3 protein-coding genes and 1 pseudogene are annotated in these 3,443 nt (G+C 32.9%); all 4 read right to left on the minus strand.

Annotation, left to right across the window (positions count from 1 at the left end; translation table 11 throughout):
- Positions 1–474 (minus strand): HlyD family secretion protein (locus SULYE_RS07095; protein WP_007547939.1); only part of this gene is annotated, 474 nt, incomplete at its 3' end.
- Between the two features lie 415 nt (positions 475–889).
- On the minus strand, positions 890–1,375 hold the full coding sequence (locus SULYE_RS07100) for an SCP2 sterol-binding domain-containing protein (RefSeq protein ID WP_007547941.1): 486 nt from the start codon (positions 1,373–1,375) through the stop codon (positions 890–892).
- Positions 1,376–1,395: 20 nt separating this feature from the next.
- On the minus strand, positions 1,396–2,616 hold the full coding sequence (locus tag SULYE_RS07105; RefSeq protein WP_007547942.1) for an OmpP1/FadL family transporter: 1,221 nt from the start codon (positions 2,614–2,616) through the stop codon (positions 1,396–1,398).
- A 196-nt stretch (positions 2,617–2,812) separates the two neighbouring features.
- Positions 2,813–2,974, minus strand: a pseudogene (locus SULYE_RS08790) (IS110 family transposase); the annotation flags it as partial.
- Between the last annotated feature and the right edge of the window lie 469 nt (positions 2,975–3,443).

Here is a 3,443-nt window from a genome sequence, read left to right on the forward strand (position 1 = left end):
ATTTTTAGCCACCTCATCAAACTGCTCTTTTGGAATCAATCCTTTCTCAAATAGATTTTTTCTTCTCTCGTAAACCTTTAAAAGATTTTCATAGTTTGCTTTTTTTATTTCTATATTTTCAATAAACTGCTTTCTAAAATCTGAATTTTCAGAAAGTTTTTGTTTGACAAGCTGTGCTTGAAACTCTATATCTTTTAGATTTTCATAAAGTGTAGGATTGGATATTTTCGCAAGGATTTGACCTTTCTTTACTTGGTCGTTTTCCTTTACGTATATTTTTTCAACGTAGCCAGAAACTTCTGATTTAACTATTACGCTATTTTCACTATCTATATATCCGGAAGCATAAATAGATTTAACAACCTCTTTTTTCTCAAGCTTATAAGTTTCATATCCGTTTTTGCTTTTGTTGTAAAAGTAAATTAAAGCTATTGATACTAAGAAAATCGCAAAAATTAAAAATATTTTTTTCATAAATCAACCTCTGTTTTGGGAAGATATTATAATTTTTTAGCATATGTAAATAATATACGTCAGGTGAGAAATTCAATAAATCAGAAGATTCCGCCGGCTGCAGAATGACGAATAAGGTTGTCTTTTTTCTAATGCTTATAGTTAGACCTTTCCTATCTAAATTTTACAAAAACCATAAATTCCCACCCAAAGCATATAGAAATACTGCTGATTCAAAATATTATTATAGCTTAATCATAGATTGGTTTAGGAGATTTAATTACTTTTTGATTGCAATATTTTTAATTTCAGTGACTTAGTGCATTTTGTTTATGGATTATTGTTAGACAGAGATTCTTGTCTGTAGCTCAACAAATCAATCAATGAAAATTTAGACTCCCGAGACCTTTTAAAGCCTCGGGATATTTTAAAGATATTATGGGCAAGCATCTGTATGAGGAACTTTTCCAAGACCAATTAAGAAAGATTTGAAAGGTTCCATAAATTTCATTGCTTCCACTTTAGAACCTTGGAATGTCATCTTTTTCATAATACCCATTCCCATAAATCCAAATTCACCTTTTGCTAAAGACTTCCAGTTTTCATCTGTTGCATTCATAACAAACTCTGGATTTGGGTCCTTAGCTTCACCGCCATATATACATACCGCTTTCCCGTTTTCATACTTAATTCTAACTTCTACCTTTTTAGGTGGGTTACAATCTTCTCTGTAAAATTGGATTGTTTTATAGCCTTTTTGTTTATTTACGTTATATTCTGCCCATTCTGCCATGACAGTTTGCATGTTTTTGTTCCAGTACTCACAAAACTGCTCTGTCCACTTTGGACTCATCCAGGGTTCTGCTGCAAAGCTTGAAAAAGAAAGGGACAAAACCGTCCCTAAAACTGCCAATTTATTCATAACTCCCCACCTCCAATACCTTAGAATGACCATCTTAAAGCTATACCAATTTCATTTTGTGAGTTTTTAGCTCCAACAAGAGGCGTTCCTCCAGTTCCCGTTGATTCAACTTTTTTCTCAAATGCGTGTACATATGCTAAGTCGACTGCAAAGTTTTTTGTAAATTGATAGCTTCCACCAAATGATATATGGTGTTCTGTAATCGCCGGAAAACCAATTAAATTAAACCATTGAACGTCAAAGTCTGTGAACGACCCGGTAAAATTAGGTATATTATTTGTTCGATTTGTTACATCTAATCCAGAATAACTTCTTATTGGAGATTTACCATAGTTATAACCAGCTCTTAATTTTAATGCTAGATTTACTTGATATTCACCACCAACTGCTACAACAGTTTGGTCTTTCCATTTAAATTGTTTATAACCATCTGCATCAGACCAGTTGATCCATCTTAAATCTAAACCTACTTTTAAGTTTGGTAATACTCTATAACCAATACCAGCCGCAACCTCTTGAGGTTGTTGTAATTTTAGGTCTTCATATGAACCATCGCCATCGCTATCAAATACGTGCTTATATTTCAAAGAAACAGGAGATTGATAGTTAAAACCTAATGTCAAATCTCCAATTTTATAGCCTATACCTAACCGTGCACCTATGCCATAAGAAGATGATTGACCGCCACTAGCGTTACCAAATGGCATTGTAGCACCCATATCAAGAGAACCATATGCTAAATCAAGCCCTACACCAACAGATAAATTAGGGTTTACTTGATAAGAAACAGCTGGAATAATTCTCATAAACTGTAAAGTCGTATGCATATTTGACAATAGTGGGTCTTTATTCCTATAATCTACACCCATACCAGAAACACCGTATGCAGCAATACCAACTACCACTTGATCATTTATTCTGTTTGTAATTCCTATCTCTGGTACAGTAAAGAAGTTAGCTCTTGAGGAAACATAACCTGAATCCATACCTGGTCCCATATTCATTCTTCCCTTAACATCTGGCATAAATAAAATACCACCAAAGCTTACAGTAAAGCCTTTTTCTGAGTTCATCCATGCTGGGTTTCTAAAGATTGAATCAACGGAACCAATTGGCATACCAACGCCAATGCCACCCATTGCTTGAGATGCTGGAGTAACGCCTATCATGTTATCTCCGTTTGTTGCCATTGCAGACCCTGCCACTGCAAGAATTGCCGCTGATGCTAAAACTTTTCTCATAATACTAACCTCCTACAAAAATATATTTGCATATATTCAATACAAAAAATATAAAGTTGTCAAACACTAACTTAATAGGGTTTTTTGTAAATATTAAGATATTTGAATGTTTTAATGAAAAAGAAGTATACTTCAGGTGAGAAATTCAAAAAAATAAGAGATACTTGGCTTCGCTCAGAATGTTCTATGTTAAACGTCAAGTGCAAAAATTTTCATCAAATGGTTTTTTGCTTTTTAATACACCATACGCCTGCCTTAATAACTTACGTTCTACAGCCACTAATGCTAATTTTTTACTTTTACTTACTAACCTATCGTATAATTCTCTGCAGTATTTGTTAAACCTTATTGATGATAATTCTTTTTAGACAATTCTTTTATTTTTTTTATTCTTTTATTTCTTTCTCATGTTCTTTTATACTCTTTTTTATTATTCTAATTAGCTCATCGTAATAAACATATCTGACTGCTTAAACTTCTTCAAAATTTTCTTTCTTGTTTTCACATAAAACTGTGGCAGTAAATGAGTTTTCAGATACATCAACTCCAATGAAGAATATCTCCTTTCAAAAAATAATTAGATTGTTTCAAAATTTCTTAAGCTTACCTTTACGTGTAATCCTAAGGAAGATGTCCAAAGGTTCTCTTTTTCGTTCTTTTGGCTTGAGAAGAGAAGTATGAGATTCTTCGCTTCGCTCAGAACGACATTTTGAATTTTTGTAACACCCTCCATAAAATACTTTACGTGGAGAAACTTCCTTGTATTCTATCATCGTATTAATACAGCTTAAAGTCTGAAGTTCTTTCTGTAGTTTTAGGAGTATATA

The organism is Sulfurihydrogenibium yellowstonense SS-5 (genome assembly GCF_000173615.1).
GTDB classification, from domain to species: domain Bacteria; phylum Aquificota; class Aquificia; order Aquificales; family Hydrogenothermaceae; genus Sulfurihydrogenibium; species Sulfurihydrogenibium yellowstonense.